Consider the following 20441-nt stretch of genomic DNA (forward strand, 5'->3'; position numbering starts at 1 on the left):
ATCTCTTTGTATGTTTTCAACTTTGTTTACATATTCTTGTTATGTTGCAGCATGCTCGTAACCTTAACCATTATAAGATATCCGAAGCGCTACACCTGGTTTGCGTTGGTAGCTATGGCCATACACCGGTTTCCGCTGTGGTTAAATGAAAATATTTCTTTTTATAAATTACTGGGCTGCGGCAAAAGCGGCAGCTTTGACAAACACCCCGACTGGCAGCAATGGGGCATATTAACGGTGCAGGATAAAGAAGCAAATAGTATTCATCAGCAAACAGTAATTGCTCTTTTGTATGGGGCATTCATCAATAAATGGTTCCGCTTTTTTAAATGTGAAACCTGGACCATCTTGCTCCAACCGCTGGAAGGACATGGCAAATGGGACAATAAAGAACCTTTCGGTCAGCCTGTAAAACAACCGGAATACAATGGACTTATTGCCGTGCTCACGCGGGCAACAATACGCTTATCCAAATTAAAAGCCTTCTGGCAAAATGTAGCGGCTGCCGCTAATGATATGGCATCCGCACCTGGCTTTATTACATCGGTCGGTATTGGCGAACTGCCCTATGTAAAGCAGGCTACCTTTAGTATCTGGAATAACACGGCCGATATGAAAGCCTTCGCCTACAACACGCATAACCACAAAAAAATCATACAGAAAACACGAAAAGAAAAATGGTACAGCGAAGACATGTTTGTTCGCTTTAAGCCAGTTAAAACATTTGGTACGCTCAACGGAAGCGATCCTTTGAAAGGAAAGTTATAAATTTGTTATGCACCCGTTGCAGCGCCATTAATCATTTTCAGCATCATCATTACCTGATCTGTTTAATTGTCTAAATAAAAAATTGTATGAAGAATATTAAACTGATTGAAGTTCCAAGCGAAATAGGCGCCGGTACACGTGGCGCAAGCCTGGGTGTGGCTGCTATTAAAATTGCCGCCCTGGATTTTATGAGCAATTTCTTTGTGCACTTTCCTTCGGAGAAAATAGAAGAAGAAAATAACCTTTTGTTTGAACCGATACAATCTCCCTACGCTAAAAGAATTCATGGGGTTTTAAACATTTATGAAAAGCTAAGCCAGGCAGTAAGTGAATCTATCAAAGGTCATTTTTTTCCTGTTGTATTAAGTGGCGATCACAGTAGTGCCGGTGGTACTATTACCGGTATTAAAATTGCCAAACCAAAAAGTAAACTGGGTGTTATCTGGATAGATGCTCATGCTGACCTTCATACGCCCTATACCACGCCAACCGGCAATATGCATGGTATGCCGCTTGCAGTTGCTATTGGGGAAGACAACGAAGAATGTAAAACACATCCGTTGGATGATAAGACCAAAAAATTCTGGGAACAATTAAAAAACCTTGGCGGTATTTTTCCAAAAGTATTACCGGAAGATGTAGTATTCATTTCGCTTCGTGACTTTGAGAAGGAAGAAAAGGCATTGATAGAAAAGCATGCTATCAAAGTAATTACCACCAGTGAAGTAAGACGAAACGGAGCTGAAAGCGTGAGCAGGAAAGTGCTGCGTTATCTTTCGGATTGTACCGATATTTATGTAAGTTTTGATGTAGACAGCCTGGACTCTTCGATCTCCAGAGGAACAGGAACACCTGTGAGCAATGGTTTAAGGGAAAGAGAAGCGGAAGACCTGATCAGCAAATTTATGCAGAACAGGAAAATCTGCTGCTTTGAAATAACAGAAGTAAACCCTACCCTTGACAAAGAAAACCTGATGGCAGAAATTGCTTTCAATATTTTACAGCGCAGCGTGAATGTGCTGATGATGAATTAGACTCCTTATGTCTGAAGTCTGATTTTTTGATGTCTGATTTCTTTCGAATCCAAAACTATTCCAAAATTCGTTTACTGATTTCTTCTTAAAAAGTTTATACGCTACAAATAACTCCCTTTCAATGGATGGGGATTAAGACTTGGCGGCATGTCTCCCTTTCAAGACATCAACAACATCCTCTAAACAAAATCCTTTTGCCTGCAATAAAATAAGGTAATGAAATAACAGGTCTGCGGCTTCTTCCTTAAATAAATGGGCATTGTCATCTTTGGCTTCAATCACCAACTCTACGGCTTCTTCGCCCACTTTTTGGGCAACCTTATTAATTCCTTTTTTAAATAGAGAAGCTGTATAGGATTGATCTGTTGGATTGTTTTTTCTGTCTTTGATAACCTCTTCCAGATCTGACAAAAAATGAATGCCTTTATTTTTTTCATTGAAACAGGTATCTGCACCGGTATGGCATACAGGCCCGACAGGATTGGCTTTTATAAGCAGGGTATCATTGTCGCAATCAATAGCAATTGAGTGCAATAGCAAAAAGTTTCCGCTCTCCTCTCCTTTCGTCCATAACCTATTTTTTGTTCGGCTAAAGAAAGTTACTTTTTTTAATTCGTTTGTCTTTGCAATTGCTTCTTCGTTCATAAAGCCCAGCATCAATACTTTGGCCGTTTCTGCATCCTGGATAATTGCCGGCACAAGGCCATCTGCATATTTGGAAAAATCAATTGTCATCTGTAAATATTATTTATATAGAATTATACTGTTGTAAATGTTCAATTATTTCTGCTATCTTTTCTTCCATTCGTTGCCTTTTGTGCACGTTTCGGTGAGCGAGCCTGTTGCGCATGTAGGCAAAAAGGATGATCGCCCCGATAGAACTCAATGCAATGATGAAGAAAAATGCTTTCATAACCTGATGCTGATATCTTGTGCTGATAAATATTGCTTTAATTCCGGTATCCCTATTTCCTTATAATGAAAAATACTGGCTGCCAATGCAGCATCTGCACTTCCCTCCAAAAATATTTCTTTAAAATGTTCCATTGTACCTGCGCCACCTGAAGCTATGACAGGGACTGGTAAGGCTGTTGATAACAGTAAGGTTATATCCACTGCAAAGCCAGCCTTGGTACCATCATTGTTCATTGAAGTCAATAATATTTCTCCCGCACCCAGGGCTACAGCCTGCCTGGCCCAGTCAATTGTTTTTGTATCCGTTTTTGTACGACCACCATTTAAATAAACATACCACTCGCCGTCGGCTTCTTTTTTTGTATCAATGGCCAGCACTACACATTGGCTCCCGAAACGATTACTCAAATCTGCAATCAGCTCCGGATTTTTAAAGGCTGCGGTATTAACCGAAACTTTGTCCGCACCATGTTGCAGCAGTATCGCTACATCTTCCACCGTGCTGATACCGCCTCCAACCGTAAATGGAATATTGATGTTGGCAGCAATTCTTTTCACCAGTTCCACCAGGGTTTTCCTTTTTTCTACTGTTGCTGTAATATCTAGAAAAACCAACTCATCCGCACCCTGCTGGGAATATAATAAAGCCAACTCCACAGGATCTCCTGCATCACGGATATTCTCAAAATTCACACCCTTTACGGTGCGGCCATCTCTGATATCCAAACAGGGTATAATTCTTTTTGTAAGCATTAATTGATATCTAGTAATTGTTCTAAAGTAATGTTGCCCTCATAAATTGCTTTGCCGATGATGGCGCCACTGCAGCCAATTGCTTTCAGTTCTTTTACATCATCCATGGTGGTAACGCCGCCGCTTGCTATCAGGTTTATTTCCGGATGCTGTTCCATGATTTGTTTATACAGATCGACTGATGGACCTTCCATGGCGCCGTCTTTTGAAATGTCCGTGCAAAAAATATTGGTTACCCCCAGGCCAATCATCTTACCAATAAAACTAAAAATATCAATGCCGCCATCTTCCAGCCAGCCACTTATTTTTATCTTTCCATCCAGGACATCTGCACCAATTAAAAATCTGCCTGCGCCGAATTCCATCAACCACTCTTCCAGCAATTCAGGATGTTTTACTGCAAGGCTTCCAATCGTAGCCATGGAAGCGCCCGCATTAAAAATACTGGCAACATCATTGATGTTTTTTATGCCGCCGCCAAAATCAATCACCAGTCCTGTCGCCGATGCAATAGCTTCCAATACTGACAAATTTATGATCTTGCCGGCCTTGGCTCCGTCCAGGTCAACTATATGCAGTCGTTCCAAACCGGCATCAGCAAACTGTTTGGCTACTTCTACCGGGTTTTCATTGTATATTTTTTGTTGAGCGTAATCGCCTTTGGTTAGTCGCACACATTTACCGTTAATGATATCAATGGCAGGAATAATGGTCATGGTATCTGTATAAAATTTTTCAAAATTGTTTCGCCGGCAGTGCCTGATTTTTCCGGATGAAACTGCACTGCATAAAAATTGTCCTTTTGTAATGCCGCACTAAACGGCACTATATAGTCAGTCATGGCAACTGTTTCGTTACAAAGTGCTGCATAATAACTGTGCACGGTATACATAAAGGCTTGTTCAGACAAACCGTTAAACAATACCGATTTATAACTGTAGATATTGTTCCAGCCAATCTGCGGCACTTTTAATTCTGCCGAAGAAAACAATTTCACATCTGTATCAAAAATACCAAGGCAATCTGTATTTCCTTCTTCTGAGTGTTTGCACATCAACTGAAGACCCAGGCAAATCCCCAGCACGGGCTGCTGTAAAGAAAGCAACAGCTGGTCGAGCCCCTTTTCTCTAAGGTACTGCATAGCTGATTGCGCATGACCAACACCTGGAAAAATTACTTTATCCGCCTTTCTGATAATATCAAAATCATCGGTAACTACTGCCGTGGCGCCGATCCTTTGCAACGCATATTGCACACTCTGCACATTGCCCGCATTGTATTTTATTATTGCTATCATAGCCACCTTAAAGAGGTAATATTTTTTTGAATAAATGATTTTTACAACAATCCTTTTGTTGTTGGAAGCGCATTATTATTGATGTCTCTTTTTACCGCCATTTTGATTGCTTTTGCAAAACCTTTAAATATGGCTTCAATTTTATGATGTTCATTTTCACCTTCTGCCTTTATATTTAAATTGCATTTTGCCGCATCACTGAATGATTTAAAGAAATGAAAAAACATTTCTGTTGGCATCTCGCCTATCTTTTCTCTTTTAAATTCAGCCTCCCAAACTATCCAGTTGCGACCGCCAAAATCAATGGCCACCTGTGCCAGGCAATCATCCATTGGTAATAAAAAACCGTATCTTTCAATACCCCGCTTATTTCCCAAAGCCATAGCCATGGCTTCTCCTAATGCAATACCCGTGTCTTCAATGCTATGGTGTTCATCAATGTGTATATCGCCATTGCATGTAACAGACAAATCCATATTGCCATGCCTTGCCAATTGATCCAGCATGTGATCAAAAAAAGCAAGACCTGTATTGTTAGCCGCTTTCCCCGTTCCGTCAAGGTTTATTTCAATTGCAATTTTTGTTTCATTGGTATTGCGCTGATGCAATACTTTGCGGGGCGGCAATTTTAAATAATCATATATCAGCGCCCAGTCCGGTGTTTCCAAAACGATCGTTTCCTTTTTCAAATCATCAATGGTATCATTAATTTCAGCGGCACCCAGGCTGGCATCAATATTTAACCAAATGCCTTTGCACTGCAGGTTTTTAGCCAGCTGCATATCTGTAATTCTATCTCCGATAACAAATGAATTGGTGAGGTCGTATGCAGGATTATTGATGTACTTTGTAAGCATGCCTGTACCGGGTTTTCGCGTGGGTGCATTTTCTGAAGGATAGGTTTTGTCGATGAATACCTCCGAAAAATGAATGGCTTCATTCATAAGATTTGTCATCACAAAATTTTGTACCGGCCAAAAAGTATCCTCCGGAAAAGACGCCGTACCGAGGCCATCCTGGTTTGTTACCATCACCAGTTCATAATCCAGCTCTGCCGCAATTTTGCGCATATAATAAAACATATCCGGGTAAAATTCCAGCTTAGAAAAAGAATCCAACTGGTAAGTAGGCGGTGCTTCTTTTATAAGCGTTCCGTCGCGGTCAATAAATAAAACTTTTTTTGCTTCGGTTGTGGGCATATTCGTTTACTGGTTATAATTTTTTAATAATTCAATAAGTTGTTGATTTTCCTCAGGCGTCCCAATGGTTACCCGTAAACAATTACTACAACCCGGATCTTTACTTCTGTTTCTCACCACTACTTCATTGTCGGATAAGTAAGTGTATAATGCAGCAGCGTCTTTTACTTTCATTAAAAAAAAGTTAGCATCACTCGGATAAATTGTTTCTACAAAAGTAAAATTACCCATTTCTTTTATAAGCCATTCCTTTTGCTGTACCACGGTGGTTGTCCATTCATTTACAAGATCGGTATTTTGCAGTGCTTCTACGCCAAGTTGCTGGGAAGCATCATTGATGTTATAAGGTGGCTTTACTTTGTTAAAAAGGTCGATGATGTCCATGGAGGCATAACACAAGCCCAGCCTCAATGCCGCCAGGCCCCAGGCCTTCGATAAGGTCTGCATCACAACCAGGTTGGGATATTCCGTTAATTCCTGGATGAATGTTTTTTGTTTTGAAAAATTAATATATGCCTCATCAATAATTACAATGCCGGAAAAATTATTCAGAATCACTTCAATATCTTCCCGCCGCATATTATTGCCTGTCGGGTTATTGGGTGAGCAAATAAAAATCAGTTTGGTATTGGCATCAACTGAAGATAAAACGCCTTCCACGTCTAACTGAAAGCCATCAATAAGATTTACTTTTTTAATTTCCACATCATTGATATCGCCACTCACTTCGTACATTCCGTAGGTAGGCGGACAAACAATTACATTGTCTACACCAGGCGTGCAAAAGATGCGGTATGCCAGGTCAATCACTTCATCACTGCCATTGCCTACAAAAATATTTTCTGCCGGAACGCCCTTGATACGGGTGAGCTGAAACTTCAGTTGCCATTGATAAGGATCAGGATAACGGTTAAATTTTTCCGGCAATGGAGAGCCAAAGGGGTTTTCATTTGCATCTAAAAAAACAGAGGCCTTGCCTGTAAATTCATGCCTGGCCGATGAATAAGGTTTTAATGCTTTTATATTTTTTCGAATGAGTGTATCTAAATCAAACATAGTTTATTAAAATAGAAGTTAAGAAGATGGGCTAAGCGTTTTTTGATAATGAAATCCAATTACTTTATATCCCTGGTTGATCCAAAATTTTTGCCCGCCGTGATTTGTTACATAACAATTTAATTCTGAAGCAATGCAATTTTGGGCAATCGCATAATCATAAATCCATTGCATCAAGGCTTCTCCGATTCCTTCCCCGCGGTGATCCGGATGAATGATCACGTTGTCCGGCTCAATGTGTCTTCCCACATAATATTTTGTTATGATCCATAACCCTGACAGACCTATCAATTTTTCATCTTTATAAATTCCAACGCATTGATATCCCTGTAGAAACATTTCAGTAAGCCTGCTCTGTAAAATATCCTCCGCAATTTTTTCATTCAATAACCGGAGAAATGGGATAATGTCTGGCTTATTTGATTCCGTTAATAATCTAAAAGAAATCATATTTAAAATTTTAATTTTCTTTATCACCAACATGTTTCAACCGGACACTTACTGCATTTTTGTGTGCGTCCAACCCTTCTGCTTCTGCCATTAGCTCCACTGCGTTTCCTATGTTTTTTATGCCCTGTTTATTCAATTGCTGAAAAGTAACCTTCTTTACAAAACTATCCAGCGATACGCCGCTATACGCTTTTGCATAGCCATTGGTTGGCAAAGTGTGATTGGTGCCGGATGCATAATCACCAACACTTTCAGGCGAATAGTGCCCCAGGAAAACACTGCCGGCATTGATGACCTTTTCTGAAAGTTCCACCGCATTGTCAGAAGCGAGGATCAAATGTTCTGCAGCATATTCATTCAATAAATCAAAGGCTGCATTCACTTCTTCCATGATTATAAAACGCGTGTTTTTCAATGCCTTTGTTGCAATTTCTTTCCTAGGCAAGGCGGACAGTTGGATGGAAATTTCAGCTTTAACTTTTGCTATTATATCAGCTGATGTTGCTACCAGCACTACCTGGCTATCGGCACCATGTTCTGCCTGGCTCAACAGATCTGCAGCCACAAAAATTGGGTTAGCTGTTTCATCTGCATACACCGCCACCTCGCTGGGGCCTGCAGGCATATCAATTGCCGTACCTTCTTTGTTAACCAGTTGCTTGGCGCAGGTAACATATTGGTTACCTGGGCCAAAAATTTTATAGACCTGCGGGATGGTTTCCGTGCCATAAGCCATTGCAGCAATGGCCTGGGCACCGCCTGTTTTGTAAATATTTTTTATGCCTATCAACCGGGCAACATACAAAATAACAGGATTTACTTTACCACTTTTATCCGCCGGCGTACAAACGACTATATCGCTGCAACCCGCCAGTACGGCCGGTATACCCAACATCAGCAAAGTAGAAAATAAAGGAGCTGTTCCCCCGGGGATATACAATCCTACTTTTTGTACAGCGATGGATTTTCTCCAGCACACCACGCCGTCCGTAGTTTCAATAGGTTTACCATTTTCTTGCTGAGCATGGTGAAAAACAGCTATGTTATTTTTTGCCAACGCAATTGCAGCTTTCAAATCGTCGCTCACCAATAGGGCAGCTTCATCTATCTCCGATGCGCTTACTCGCAGATCGTTCAAAATAACGCCGTCAAATTTTTCAGCCAATCTTCGAATGGTTTCATCACCATGTTGTTTCACATCCCGTAAAATGGGAGCAACAATATTTTCCAATGAAGCATTATCAAAGGCCGGCCTGCGCAGTAACTCTTTCCATTCCCCTTTGCCCGGATTTATAAAAACATTTTCCATACGCATTCTTTTTTATACAATCATCTTTTCTATTGGCAAAACAATAATTCCTTCCGCACCAAACGATTTTAATTTCTCAATCACTTCCCAAAAATCATTTTCATTCACTACACTTTGTACGCTGCTCCATCCATCTTCTGCCAAAGGAACAATCGTAGGGCTTTTCATACCCGGCAATAAAGCAGCAATATTTTTCAGCTGATCATTGGGGGCATTTAATAAAATGTACTTGTTATTTTTCGCTGTTTTAACCGCGTTAATGCGCAACAACAATTTATCGAGAATGGCTTTGTTTTCCACAGATAATTTTTTGTTGGCTGTCAGCACCGCTTCCGATTTCAATATTACCTCCACTTCTTTTAACCCGTTGGTAAAAAGCGTACTGCCGCTGCTAACCAAATCACAAATTGCATCCGCTAAACCAATACCAGGCGCTATTTCCACCGATCCGCTGATTTCATGGATCTCGGCATTGATATTATTGCCGGTTAAATATTTTTGTAAGATGGTTGAATAAGTGGTGGCGATTTTTAATCCGTTCAAGTCACCGGCACCATTATAATGCATGGCCTTTGGTACTGCTACACTTAAACGGCATTTGCCAAAACCAAGCCGGTAAACCAGGTCAATATCCTTTGCTGTTTCCAGCAAAACATTTTCTCCTACAATGCCAATATCAGCAACTCCATCATACACATACTGCGGGATATCATCATCCCTTAAAAAAAACACTTCTATAGGGAAATTAAAAGCTACTGCTTTCAGCTGTTTATTTCCGTTGTTTAACTCTATACCACATTCCTTCAATAATTTAATGGAATCTTCGTACAGTCTTCCTGATTTTTGAACCGCAATTTTTAGCATTGTATTTTTTTTAATGTCCAGACTTTAGTAATTCTATTTAACATCGTTGTGTCACTCACTTATACCACAAACCATTGTGTAGCAAGTATTCAACCAGCTACCTTTTTTATAATCAAAAACAAATGAAAAAGGGCTTACTTTTCGAGTAAGCCCTTTTTGAAAATATGTTTTGATTACATACAAATCAGCATTGCTTACCCTGTGGTAAAGTATGATGATGGTGTATGTGATTGATTTTTTTCATTGATGACGCAAAGTAAAGACTGATAAATTATTTTACCAAATAAAATTTCTACAATGGGTCAATTTTAATTCCCAGGCCGGGCAAATCGCTGTACACAACCCGGCCAAAATCATAACTGATACCGCTGGCAGTATCTTCCGCCAATAACAGCGGGCCATCCATATCAATATGATCTACCAATGGCGCCAGTTGTGCAATTGCGGCTGTGCCGACCGAACTTTCATTCATACAGCCGATCATTATTTGCAGGTTCATTTCCCTGGCTCTAGCAATCATTCTCCTGGCCGGCGTTATCCCACTGCATTTTGTTAATTTAATATTGATGCCATGAAAGTGTTTATAACACTTTTCCACATCCGCTTCCGCAACACAGCTTTCATCAGCAAAAAGTGGTAAGGGTGATTTTTCAAATAATATTTTCATCCCATCCAGGTTATCCTTTGCCAAAGGTTGTTCTATCATATCCACTCCAAGGTCTTTTAACAACGGGATTTTTTCAAGCGCATCCTCCAGGCTCCAGCCGGCGTTGGCATCCACCCTGAATATCGCATCAGTATGCTTACGTAATTCCGTAACCATAGCAATATCATCTGGCACCCCTACCTTTATTTTATAAATTGGCCATGGTTTTTCTTTCATTTTTTCCACCATTTTATCGATGGTATCAATGCCAATGGTATAGTCTGTCAGCGGTGCCTTTGCTGTATCCAATCCCCATAATTCATGCAGCTGCTTTCCCTTCAGTTTGCCAAATAAATCCCAGCCAGCCATATCCAGCGCACAAACTAAAAATGAATTGGCGGGAAATAAATGATGCAGGTAATGCCAGTACCTTTCGGGATCTGAAAAGGCGAACTTCTCAACAAAAATCTTTTTTCGCTCCAAATCTTCAATCATCTTTTCTACCGGGATATTATAATAGCTGATAGCAGGTGCTTCGCCATATCCCTTTATGCCAAAGTATTCCAGCTCTACAATAAGCGTTGGCTGGTGAGTTTTGGTTCCTTTTGAAATTGTAAAAGCGTGATTAAACAAAAGGTTATATGCTTTGAATTTTACTGTCATGTTATATAATATAAAGAAATGGCAGGTTAATTATTAATGAGGCTAAAAAGCTAAATGGCTCTTTACCTGTTTTTAAAATGAACTGATAAATTGATTAGTTTGTATTCCACTAGCAAACATAATCAACTCTGCAAAATATAAATAAATCAGGCCAATACTTTTCCTCCTGGAGTACCCCTGAAAAAAAATAATTTGGTAATGCCAATTTTTAAGCTAATTTTATGGCCTGTCACACCTGCAAAATCACAATTCCTCCACAAAGACTTAGCTTATTTTAACTCACTTGAATAATTAATCATCGTATTCATCCTGCGTTTCAATATTGCTTTCCTTAGTCCCTGCCTGTTAAAGCCGTTTTACTTGATTTGTACCGGTTACTAATGTATTACATACCTGTATAAATGAGGTTGGTTTATTATCTCTAACTTTAATACATTTAACATGAAAAAAGCTTTACTTCTTTGTTCTTTTGCCGTATGCTCTTTATTAGCTCAGGCCCAGTTCCCTTACAGCGGAACGATCTCCACCACAGATCCAACATTTAACCGTCCAGATGCCGGTAACCCTCCAACAACACTGTCATCCCAGGGAATAGGTGTATACTACGATGTTGTTCCTTTAGTAATCACCACACCGGGGCTTTATACCATTACCAGCCTTACTTCAACTGTCAATTTTGACATGGTTGGTTTTTTATATGGCCCTGGAGGATTTAATCCATTAAGTCCTTTAAGCAATGTTCTGCTGGGTGACGACGATTCTGGTCCCGGCACTTTAAATTTTGCCCTGACGTACAATTTCACTGTTGCCGGCAACTACACTATAGTTGTGACTACGTATAAGCCACCATTAGCGGGCGATTATACTTTAACGATTACAGAACCTGGGCCATTACCAGTGAGATTGGTATCATTTACTGCTGAGAAATCATCAGGCGGAAACTTGTTGAAATGGGCAACTGCAGGAGAAACTGATATCGTAAGCTACGAGGTTCAACATAGCAGCGATGGCGCCAGCTTTAAAAACATAGCAGGCGGTTCTGTAAAAGCGCTTAATGTTTCAACCAGTTCCAACTACGCATACTCAGATGCTGCCCCTTTCCAAAAATTGAATTTTTACCGTTTAAAAATTACAGAAAAATCAGGTGCTACTACTTTCAGCACTGTCGCTGTAGTTAACAATGGAAAAGATGCTAAAGCATCAATGAGCATATTTCCAAACCCTGCAGTTAATTACCTGAATATCCAGACAAAGGCTGGTCAGACAGGTAAGGCCTCGGTTTCAATTATTTCCGAAGCCGGACAAATTGTTTACAAATCAAATTACACCCTGGCGAGCCAAAGCATCGTTAACCTGGATGTAAAAAAATTATCCGCAGGCCGTTATATTGTCCGAATCGAAACAGCGGATAAAGTAACAACCAATTTGCCTTTCGTTAAATATTAATAGCAACATTTACTACATAAAAAAAGAGGCTGTATCGTATAAATATGATACAGCCTCTTTTTTATTTACCAGGTCCCAACCTGTCATCGAATCAACAACAAACTATCTGACCATTCGTCAAATGATATTCGCAACGCTTCCTGAGTAAAAAAGCTGAATTGTCATTACTATTCAGCCACTATGTTTGCTAATTCTTCTTTACAGAAATGAACGCATCTGCATCGCTAATTGCTAAGCGGAAGGAACTAAATAAAAAACAGGCTGCATCTTGACTGATACAGCCTGTTTCCTATGCTAACCTTGTTAAGTAAATGCTATTTTAAATCTTTGTAAAACGATCTTGCAGGTATAAAAACGCTTTCTTTGTTATCGCCTAGACTCTGTTAACCAGCTTCCTTTCTGCAGCATTTGGATCAAAAGAAAATGAATTACCGCATCACCCCTTTTTACCAATACTGCTGGCGCCGCTGCTATGCTGACCTTTAATTACAGCATTGCCCTTGTAAGAAATATCGCTGGCGCCGCTGGCGTCGGCCGACAATTCCTTGTTCACTGTGATATGGATATCAGATGCTCCGGACGCTTTGGCACTACAAATATCTGTCACCAAATCATACCCTTTGAAATCGCTGGCGCCGCTGGAATGAATAGCTAATGAGTTGGTAACGCCACTGATGGTTGCATCGGATGCGCCGCTTAATTCCAGTTTTAGGCTTTCAGTTTTTACAGCGCCCTTAAAATCGCTTGCCCCGCTCATATCCAGTTGCAGGGCAGGTACATTAATGGTGCCTGCTACCTGTACATCGCTGGCGCCGGATGCCTGTAATTTTTCCAAATTTTTAAAAGAAACATAAGCCTTCAGTTTCTTATTACCGCTGTTCCACAAACGATCTCCGTCATAATATATTTTCAGTGTATTATTTTCTACTACTGTCTTAATGTGCTCCCTGTATTTATCTTCCGAGGCACTGACAGCAATAGATTCTGTGTCAAACTGGGAAAGGTATAAATCGATGCCTCCCGACACTTTGATGGAATTAAAACTTCCGTTTAATGTTCTTTGCTCTGCATTGGCATCGTTTACAAACGCTTTATTCTGTGCCTGGGCGAAGACGACGAAAGCTATAACTGTCAGAAATAAGATTATCTTTTTCATGTGTTAGGTTTTTATAAGTTTAAATAGATGCTTTTTTTACAACTCCACCACTGTCAACATTCAAATCCTTAATAACAGCATTGCCTTTATACCTAATTCCGCCACCACTGTTTGCTCTCGCATTCAATTCCTTATTCACTGTGATTCTTACGCCACCACCACTACTTGCTTTTGCCTCGCAAAAATCAACTGCCATATCGTATCCTTTAAAGATAGCACCGCTGCTTACTTCTACCTGTAGCCTGTCTGTTTTACCGGATATTTCGATCTCTGAACCGCTGTTTTGCGATATTTCCATTTCCCCAATATCTACCTGCCCCGTAAACCTGGATCCACTGGTTAGGGTACATTGTAATTTATTAACTGTTACGGTACTTTTTAAAATAACATCAGCTCCGGATGAGGCATGAAGTTTATCAAGCGCTTTAAAAGAAACATAGGCTTTCAGTTTCCTTTTTCCGCTGCTGATCCAGTTCATACCGCTGTTATCATAATAAATTTTTAAAGTACCGTTTTCTACAATGGTTTTAAAACGTTCCATATATTTTTCTTCTGAAGCACTTACGGCGATTGACTCCTCTTTGCCTTGTGTAAGATACAAACTGATGCCATCCGATACTGTAATGGCTGTAAAACCGGATGTTAATATACGCTTTTGAGCGTTGGCATCATTTACCTCTACCCTGTCCTGTGCAAAACTGTTTAAACTGATTAGTGTAACCAGTACAATAAATAGTTGTTTCATATTTTATTTTTTTTATTGATACGCTTGCTCCAAACAGTTTGTTACAAAAAAAAATAAAAATAATTCAAAACTGCTTTACCTTCGTGTTTCAAAACTGTTCTTATTCATCGTCTGAATTTCCGGGGTGCTTCAAATTGGAGGCTGAGATTATACCCGTTAACCTGCCCAGGATAATGCCTGCGAAGGGAGCAATCATTCACATCGGATACTCATCCGGATGTTCAGCATTAAATTTTATTGAAAATGAAAAAACTACTGTTAAGTGGTATGCTGTGTGCAATGGGAATAACAACAATTGCACAGGAAACAAAAAAATTCAACGACACCTCGTTTATGCAGCCGGTTGAAGTAGCCGCTATCCGGGCTGGCGAAAAAGCGCCATTTGCCAAAACAAACCTGGCAAGAAAAGACATCGAAAAAAATAACGTGGGGCAAGACCTCCCTTTTCTGCTGAATCAAACACCTTCAGTTGTTATCAATTCTGACGCCGGTAATGGGGTTGGGTACACCGGCATCCGCATCCGCGGCACCGATGCAAGCCGCATTAACGTAACACTAAATGGCATACCCTATAATGACGCAGAAAGTCAGGGTACTTATTTTGTAGACCTGCCGGACATTGCATCATCTGCCAACAGCATTCAGATACAACGGGGCGTGGGTACCAGCAGTAACGGAGCAGGTTCTTTTGGCGGTAATATCAATTTATCTACCAATGAAGTAAATGAAAAATTTTACACCGAATTAAACAACAGTTACGGCAGTTACAATACCTGGAAAAACACCCTCAAATTTGGAAGTGGTATTTTAGGCAAACATTTTACCATTGATGGTCGCCTCAGCCGCATCAGCAGCAACGGCTATATTGACCGTGCTGCAAGTAACCTTAAATCATTTTATTTCAGTACAGCATGGGTGGATGCAAAAAATTCGCTGCGGCTCAATATTTTTTCTGGTAAAGAAAAAACTTACCAGGCATGGAACGGTGTTGCGGAAGCATTGTTAAAGACAGACCGAACATATAATATTTCGGGCCAGGAACAACCCGGAAAACCCTATCCGAATGAAACGGATAACTATACGCAAACACACTACCAGTTATTTTACAATCACCAGTTTAATCAATACTGGAAGGCCAATGCAGCAGTTTTTCTTACAAAAGGGAAAGGCTATTATGAGGAGTACCGTGCAGACCAATCCTTATCCAATTACGGGTTACCCGATTATATTGCTAATGGCGATACAACCAGCAGCACCGATATGGTGAGACAGGAATGGTTAGACAATAATTTTTACGGAAGCATTTTTTCTTTGCAGTATAAAAAAGAAAAAACACAGTTTACTTTTGGCGGAGGCTGGAACCAATACGACGGCAAGCATTTTGGCAATATTACGCATGCGGTTGTGCAAGCTGCGGTACCGCAAAATTATAAGTGGTATGGTGATTTGCCCGCCCACAAAAAAGACCTTTCCCTTTATGCAAAATTTGCGCAACAGTTGAACGAACACTGGCAGTTGTTTGCTGATATGCAGGTACGAAATGTAAATTATACCATCAATGGTTTCAGGGATAATCCAACACTCAAGGTTAAGAACAACTATACCTTTTTCAATCCGAAGGCGGGTATCACTTATAATAATAATAACTGGCAGGTATATGCGTCTTATGCCCGGGCTGGTAAGGAACCTAACCGCGACGACTTTGAAGCCGGTAAAACGCAACAGCCAAAACAGGAAGAGTTAAATGATGTTGAGCTGGGAGTTGAAAAGAAGAACAAGCTTTTTTCAGTTGGCGCAAATCTTTATTACATGCAATACCACAATCAGCTGGTGCTGATAGGAAATATCAATGATGTTGGATCATACACCAGGACAAATATTGCCAGCAGTTACCGGGCAGGGATTGAGTTACAGGGAACCGCGGTAATCAGCAATTTTTTAAACTTAGCAGCCAACTTAACAATAAGCAAAAACAAAATCAGCCACTTTACTGAACTGATAGATGACTATGACAATGGTGGCACTGTAACCAACAAGTATAATCAAACCAACATTTCTTTTTCGCCCGCAGTTATTGCCGGTGGCAGCATTAATTTTATCCCGGTAAAACACGGTGAAATCAGTTTGCTGAGCAAATATGTAAGCCGTCAGTACATGGACAATACGTCTCAACAAAGCCGGAGCCTGAATCCGTACTACGTTCAGGATGTGCGACTGACTTATACATTATCATCCATTGATTTTTTAAAAACAACCACTTTCATTTTACAATTGAACAACGTGTTCAACAAAAAATATGAAGCCAATGGCTATACGTTCAGCTACTACAGCGGTGGCCTTACAACAGAAAATTATTATTTTCCAATGGCACCTTTTAACTGTATGCTGGGAGTGAATATCAGGTTGTAGGAGAAAGCTAACTTTTTAACGAAATGTCTGACAAGTAGGTTAAAAGCAAAAGGAGAAATTAATTTCTCCTTTTGCTTTTATATGCCTGCTTTATAAAAATTACTTATGCTGCTTGCTATAATAAAATGCCCCACATCAACTGATTGATCCAATTTTTATTATCCTCATTGTCCTCAGAATTAGCTGTAAAATCTTTAATTTTTGTGGTTAAAATCGATTTCAACTCTTTGGAGGAATAATATTTTTTAGCGTTGGTAGGCTTTATACTGTTAACGTCAACATTGTTTACTGAAAGTTTGGTAGCCAGCATAGAAACATACATACGGGGAATGGTAACGCCCAGAATCATTCCGGGTAACCCATTGACGCTGCAGGGGCCTCCGCTGATAGTGATTTCATCAGTATAAAAAGCAAATACATACACACTATCCAGAATTTTGCCAACGGCTTTACGACAATTAAATCCGGCAATAATGCGGCTTTCATTACTAAGCTTCCATTGGATGGGTTGTATGCTGTCTTTTAAATTAAAAAGACTTCCCCATTGCGTTTTTTGAACAATATTCAGGCCGGTATTAAAGTCATTATACCAATCTTTTTGTTCTTCCCCTCTGCGTAAAAATTCCGGCACTTTTGCTTTCTTTTCGTCATAACGATCAAACTTGTAAATGCTCTTATTATCTGCAAATGTAAAAGTATAATATGCCGTTTTAAAAGTGGGTATCTGGTCTTTTAACTGCTCCCAAAATGGATCATTCCCCATAGTTTTTTTAACGTTGGTAATCACCTCAAATTCTATAGTACCCTTATTGATAAACTGTTGGGCCTTTAAGCTCCCGGTGCTGAGCAGTAAGATAAAAAGACAAGCTATTATATATTTCATATAGTATTTTTAAAGTTGATTATTTTGTTGGAGCGGGTGCTGCCGCCTTATTTTTAAAATTCCACGTAAAGCCCAGCATCCAGTATCTTTTTAGCCTGTCCTGTCTAACTTCAGATAAAGTATTGCTGTAAAAATTTCTTTGAATGCCCGTGTTTTGATTCAGAATATCCCTGATACTGAAGTAGAGTGTATATTCATCCTTTTTAAAAGTGCGTTGTAGTTTAGCATTCCAAAGTTGGTTGCTTAAATTATTTTGAAACTGCGGTGTTTTTTGCCTTACAAAATAATTAAAATCACTTTGCAACGACCAAACCTTTTTTAAATAGTACGTAGCGTACAGACCGGTTTCATTTGTGTAGTAATTTATTTTGCTATTGTACTGTTGAGTATTATTACTGTTATAATTAAATTCGTTGCTGACAGTAACATCGTAAGCCTTGTCCTTTGCTTTGTTTAAATAAAGCCTTACACCTGCATTCAAATTCTTGGTAACATTATTTAATCCGTTAATAATTTCCGTACTGTGGTTATACCCTGCATTTGGACCAACATCTACCCGTATATTGAGTTTTTTCATTTTAAAACCGGCACCGGCATACAAGTTAAAATTAAAATTGCCGTTGGTATTTACAGGCGTACTCGTGGTTTTACCGGTAGATGCATCAATTACACGGCTATCAGTAATGGCATTGCTTGTTTGAGTAAAATTAAGATTCTGATAGAGAAAAAAATCTTTAATAAAATCAAAGCTTTGATGAGAAATATTGAAGTTATTGCTGAATGACGGTTTTAGTAAAGGGTTTCCCAAAACCTGGTTAAAATAGTCGTTATTATTTCTCAATAGTTGCAACTGATCAATCCGCGGCTGCGTCGTATTTCCATTATAATAAAATCGCAGGTTATGACCAGATTTATAAGCGTATGTAAGATTTGCGTTAGGGAAAAAGTTAGTATAGCTGCGTGCATACTCTTTGTTGAATGTTTTATCTTTCAAATCAAACCTGGTAAATCCTACACCGGAGCCAATATTAAATTTTAATTTTTTATAGTTGTAATTAATCTTAAATCCAGGTTTATTAACTGTGATGCGCTGATCAAATAAATTGGTTAAGGAATCCACTTCATCGTCGTATTTACCAGACAATGGAGAATAGGAATGAGTTGTTTGGTTATTTTTTCCTGTACCAATACTTGTTTCATAATCCAGTTCCAAAGCATACTTTTTACCAAGCGGTTCGGTATAAACCGCTTTTGCTAAAAACTGATCGGTGCTTCGGTCAAAGTCTTTCTGCTGGTCAAACTTTTGGCTGAAGGATACAACTCCCCCTGAGTAAATTTCATTATCCGATTTTAAGAAATTGGTGCCATTTGTATTCAATGTATTCCAGTCTGTGGTTAACGAAAACGTTCTGCGCAACTTCTTAAATTTATGTTTAAAAAGCAACGTTCCGTTAAATGCAAGTTTATCGGAATTTGTGGTCAAATCACGCTGGCTGGTATTGTTTGTTTTACCGAACTGGTTGGTATTAATTGAGGTAGCGTACGATTCACTTTCTGTATTATAGGCATTTAATTTTGCTGTAAGTTTAAGCGAATTTGCAGAGTCAATTTTAAAATCATAGACACCTTTTAGTTTAAATGTTTCCTTTTTAACGTGCATATTTTCAGTACCATTTACATTAAAAAAAGAATCGGCCAGCTGCGTTTGTGTAAAAGTCTTTTTTGTATTAATGTAATCCTGGTAATTGTATTTTGGTGAAAAGGAAAGCCCTTGCTTGTCGTCATGCCATTTATTGCTATACTGGAGACCGACATTATTATTTTTAAAAAATCCGTTTTGGGTGTCCACATAAGGCTCATCGTCGGAGCTTCCCTGCCAGTTAAAATTTATGCCTCCGTCTTCATCGGCACTAACTGAAAAATTATCGTTGTCTCCGCCAAACTTATCATTGTCCTGCCAGTTCAAACCATCCTGCCCTGTATTGCCGCTTAAGAAATACCCCGAAATTTTTCGTTTGCCTTTAAAGGAACTAAGCAAGATATTATTGTTGTACCGGTCACCAAAATCTTTATTCAATCCTCCTGACAAATCTATCTTTCCGAAATATCCCTTCTTCCGGTCATCCTTTAATTTAAGGTTGATTGTTTTTTTTGTTTTACCATCATCAATGCCTGTAAACTCCGCCTGGTCGCTTTTCTTGTCAAATACCTGCACTTCTTTTACCGCATCCGCCCTTAGATTTTTAACTGCCATTCCGGGGTCATCTCCAAAAAATTCTTCCCCATCTACCAATACCTTTTCTACCGTTTCGCCCATAGCTTTTATTTTACCATCTTTATCTACCTGTATACCTGGTAACTTTTTCAACAACTCTTCCACATTAGCATTGGCGCTCACCTTAAAACTGTCTGCCGTAAAAATGGTGGTATCGCCATGTATACGCATTGAACCACCGCTTTTAATAATAAGATCCTGCATCAGTTTAATTTTGGGTAGGATTGCCAGGTTATTCAGCTCAAGTCCTTTATCTGTAAGGGTTATATCGTCCAGCAAGTCTGCATAGGCAGGATGCGTCATCATCAAAATATACTTTCCTTCGGGAAGATTTTTTAGCGTAAACTTTCCCTCTTTGTCGGTTCGGGTAAACTTGATAAGGGTTGAATCGACAGGTTTTAAAATGGCTATTACCACATTACTGACCTGCTTTTTGTCTGTTGTATCAGTAACAGATCCGGTTATGTTCTGGGCGTTGGCAATAAAACATGAAAGGCACAAAAAAATAATTAATAAAACGGGGCGGAAGGGATGCATCATGAAGGTATTAGTAATGGTAAAAAAAAAGGGGTT

At 39.5% G+C, this 20441-nt stretch carries 19 protein-coding genes and 1 riboswitch; of the genes, 4 read left to right on the forward strand and 15 right to left on the reverse strand.

From position 1 onward, the window contains the following. Window positions 1–51: 51 nt before the first annotated feature. Together QWZ08_RS11490 and QWZ08_RS11495 are read left to right on the forward strand one after the other, a co-directional pair. Window positions 52–768, forward strand: coding sequence for a spheroidene monooxygenase (locus QWZ08_RS11490; protein WP_290337555.1), 717 nt, complete (start codon window positions 52–54; stop codon window positions 766–768). 86 nt (window positions 769–854) lie between these two features. Next, window positions 855–1802 (forward strand): arginase, encoded by a 948-nt coding sequence (locus QWZ08_RS11495; protein ID WP_290337556.1) that lies wholly within the window; start codon window positions 855–857, stop codon window positions 1800–1802. A gap of 132 nt (window positions 1803–1934) precedes the next feature. Here QWZ08_RS11495 and hisIE read toward each other — a convergent pair whose 3' ends face one another. The 11 genes from hisIE to QWZ08_RS11550 all read right to left on the reverse strand — a co-directional run bounded on the left by hisIE (window position 1935) and on the right by QWZ08_RS11550 (window position 10954). After that, complete coding sequence (gene hisIE, locus QWZ08_RS11500) at window positions 1935–2537, reverse strand: bifunctional phosphoribosyl-AMP cyclohydrolase/phosphoribosyl-ATP diphosphatase HisIE (RefSeq protein WP_290337557.1); 603 nt, start codon at window positions 2535–2537, stop codon at window positions 1935–1937. Between the two features lie 13 nt (window positions 2538–2550). Then, window positions 2551–2715, reverse strand: a complete 165-nt coding sequence (locus QWZ08_RS11505; protein ID WP_290337558.1) for a hypothetical protein — start codon at window positions 2713–2715, stop codon at window positions 2551–2553. Then, window positions 2712–3470 (reverse strand): imidazole glycerol phosphate synthase subunit HisF, encoded by a 759-nt coding sequence (gene hisF, locus QWZ08_RS11510; RefSeq protein ID WP_290337559.1) that lies wholly within the window; start codon window positions 3468–3470, stop codon window positions 2712–2714. The genes QWZ08_RS11505 and hisF overlap by 4 nt, the downstream gene beginning before the upstream one ends. Continuing rightward, window positions 3470–4186, reverse strand: coding sequence for a 1-(5-phosphoribosyl)-5-[(5-phosphoribosylamino)methylideneamino]imidazole-4-carboxamide isomerase (gene hisA / locus QWZ08_RS11515; protein ID WP_290337560.1), 717 nt, complete (start codon window positions 4184–4186; stop codon window positions 3470–3472). The genes hisF and hisA overlap by 1 nt, the downstream gene beginning before the upstream one ends. Further along, window positions 4183–4767: an imidazole glycerol phosphate synthase subunit HisH gene (gene hisH / locus QWZ08_RS11520; RefSeq protein WP_290337561.1), complete on the reverse strand. Its 585-nt coding sequence runs from the start codon at window positions 4765–4767 to the stop codon at window positions 4183–4185. Before hisH ends, hisA begins: the two co-directional genes overlap by 4 nt. A 41-nt stretch (window positions 4768–4808) precedes the next feature. Then, window positions 4809–5966 (reverse strand): bifunctional histidinol-phosphatase/imidazoleglycerol-phosphate dehydratase HisB, encoded by a 1158-nt coding sequence (gene hisB / locus QWZ08_RS11525; RefSeq protein ID WP_290337562.1) that lies wholly within the window; start codon window positions 5964–5966, stop codon window positions 4809–4811. A gap of 6 nt (window positions 5967–5972) precedes the next feature. Further along, window positions 5973–7022 carry a histidinol-phosphate transaminase gene (gene hisC / locus QWZ08_RS11530; protein ID WP_290337563.1) on the reverse strand — a complete coding sequence of 350 codons (1050 nt, stop codon included), beginning with the start codon at window positions 7020–7022 and terminating at the stop codon, window positions 5973–5975. Between the two features lie 18 nt (window positions 7023–7040). Further along, entirely contained in the window at window positions 7041–7472 is a 432-nt protein-coding gene (locus QWZ08_RS11535; protein ID WP_290337564.1) for a GNAT family N-acetyltransferase, read from the reverse strand. 10 nt (window positions 7473–7482) lie between these two features. Next, window positions 7483–8781, reverse strand: coding sequence for a histidinol dehydrogenase (gene hisD, locus QWZ08_RS11540; RefSeq protein ID WP_290337565.1), 1299 nt, complete (start codon window positions 8779–8781; stop codon window positions 7483–7485). A 12-nt stretch (window positions 8782–8793) separates the two neighbouring features. Beyond that, window positions 8794–9645, reverse strand: coding sequence for an ATP phosphoribosyltransferase (gene hisG, locus QWZ08_RS11545; RefSeq protein ID WP_290337566.1), 852 nt, complete (start codon window positions 9643–9645; stop codon window positions 8794–8796). 292 nt (window positions 9646–9937) lie between these two features. After that, entirely contained in the window at window positions 9938–10954 is a 1017-nt protein-coding gene (locus QWZ08_RS11550) for a mandelate racemase/muconate lactonizing enzyme family protein (RefSeq protein WP_290337567.1), read from the reverse strand. A gap of 441 nt (window positions 10955–11395) precedes the next feature. Between QWZ08_RS11550 and QWZ08_RS11555 the strand changes: the two genes are divergently transcribed. After that, window positions 11396–12400, forward strand: a complete 1005-nt coding sequence (locus QWZ08_RS11555) for a T9SS type A sorting domain-containing protein (RefSeq protein WP_290337568.1) — start codon at window positions 11396–11398, stop codon at window positions 12398–12400. A gap of 436 nt (window positions 12401–12836) precedes the next feature. Here the strand turns inward: QWZ08_RS11555 and QWZ08_RS11560 are convergent, their stop codons facing one another. Both QWZ08_RS11560 and QWZ08_RS11565 read right to left on the reverse strand, forming a co-directional pair. Further along, window positions 12837–13556, reverse strand: coding sequence for a head GIN domain-containing protein (locus QWZ08_RS11560; protein ID WP_290337569.1), 720 nt, complete (start codon window positions 13554–13556; stop codon window positions 12837–12839). Between the two features lie 19 nt (window positions 13557–13575). Further along, window positions 13576–14301 (reverse strand): head GIN domain-containing protein, encoded by a 726-nt coding sequence (locus QWZ08_RS11565; RefSeq protein ID WP_290337570.1) that lies wholly within the window; start codon window positions 14299–14301, stop codon window positions 13576–13578. 110 nt (window positions 14302–14411) lie between these two features. Next, window positions 14412–14506, forward strand: a riboswitch (TPP riboswitch). Between the two features lie 38 nt (window positions 14507–14544). Between QWZ08_RS11565 and QWZ08_RS11570 the strand changes: the two genes are divergently transcribed. Continuing rightward, entirely contained in the window at window positions 14545–16710 is a 2166-nt protein-coding gene (locus QWZ08_RS11570; RefSeq protein ID WP_290337571.1) for a TonB-dependent receptor, read from the forward strand. A 115-nt stretch (window positions 16711–16825) separates the two neighbouring features. Here QWZ08_RS11570 and QWZ08_RS11575 read toward each other — a convergent pair whose 3' ends face one another. Together QWZ08_RS11575 and QWZ08_RS11580 are read right to left on the reverse strand one after the other, a co-directional pair. Beyond that, window positions 16826–17593, reverse strand: coding sequence for a GLPGLI family protein (locus tag QWZ08_RS11575; RefSeq protein WP_290337572.1), 768 nt, complete (start codon window positions 17591–17593; stop codon window positions 16826–16828). Between the two features lie 19 nt (window positions 17594–17612). Next, on the reverse strand, window positions 17613–20408 hold the full coding sequence (locus tag QWZ08_RS11580; RefSeq protein ID WP_290337573.1) for an outer membrane beta-barrel protein: 2796 nt from the start codon (window positions 20406–20408) through the stop codon (window positions 17613–17615). Window positions 20409–20441 lie beyond the last annotated feature (33 nt).

This window comes from Ferruginibacter paludis, assembly GCF_030409685.1.
Taxonomy (GTDB): domain Bacteria; phylum Bacteroidota; class Bacteroidia; order Chitinophagales; family Chitinophagaceae; genus Ferruginibacter; species Ferruginibacter paludis.